Annotated in this window: 1 protein-coding gene; it reads left to right on the forward strand. The window is 63.7% G+C overall.

The genetic code is table 11. From position 1 onward, the window contains the following. Positions 1-414 (forward strand): ABC transporter permease subunit (locus J5M58_RS26450; RefSeq protein ID WP_207880314.1); only part of this gene is annotated, 414 nt, incomplete at its 5' end. Positions 415-490: the final 76 nt, after the last annotated feature.

A 490-nucleotide genomic window follows, 5' to 3' on the forward strand; every position in this document is an offset into this window, starting at 1 on the left:
GGGATGAACTGCACGCTGCTCGCGTTCACGCTGAACACCTGCGCGTACACGACCGAAATCTTCGCGGGCGCGATCAAGGCGACGTCGTACGGCGAGATCGAGGCGGCCCGCGCTTACGGGATGTCGACCTTCACGCTGTATCGCCGGATCGTGCTGCCTTCGGCGCTGCGCCGCGCGCTGCCGCTCTACAGCAACGAGGTGATCCTGATGCTGCATGCGACGACGGTCGCGTTCACGGCGACCGTGCCCGATATCCTGAAGATCGCGCGCGACGTCAATTCGGCGACCTACATGTCGTTCCACGCGTTCGGCATCGCCGCCCTTCTCTACCTCGCGATCTCGTTTACGCTCGTGTGGCTGTTCCGCCGCGCCGAACGCCGCTGGCTCGCGTATCTGCGCCCGCAAGGCAAATGAGTTTCGCCCGGACATGCCTCAGATGAATACCCAGATGCACAAGCTCTTCGTCGACGACCTCCACAAGCGCTACGGC

It is taken from the genome of Pseudomonas sp. 32_A (genome assembly GCF_017490905.1).
GTDB classification, from domain to species: Bacteria; Pseudomonadota; Gammaproteobacteria; order Pseudomonadales; family Pseudomonadaceae; genus Aquipseudomonas; species Aquipseudomonas inefficax.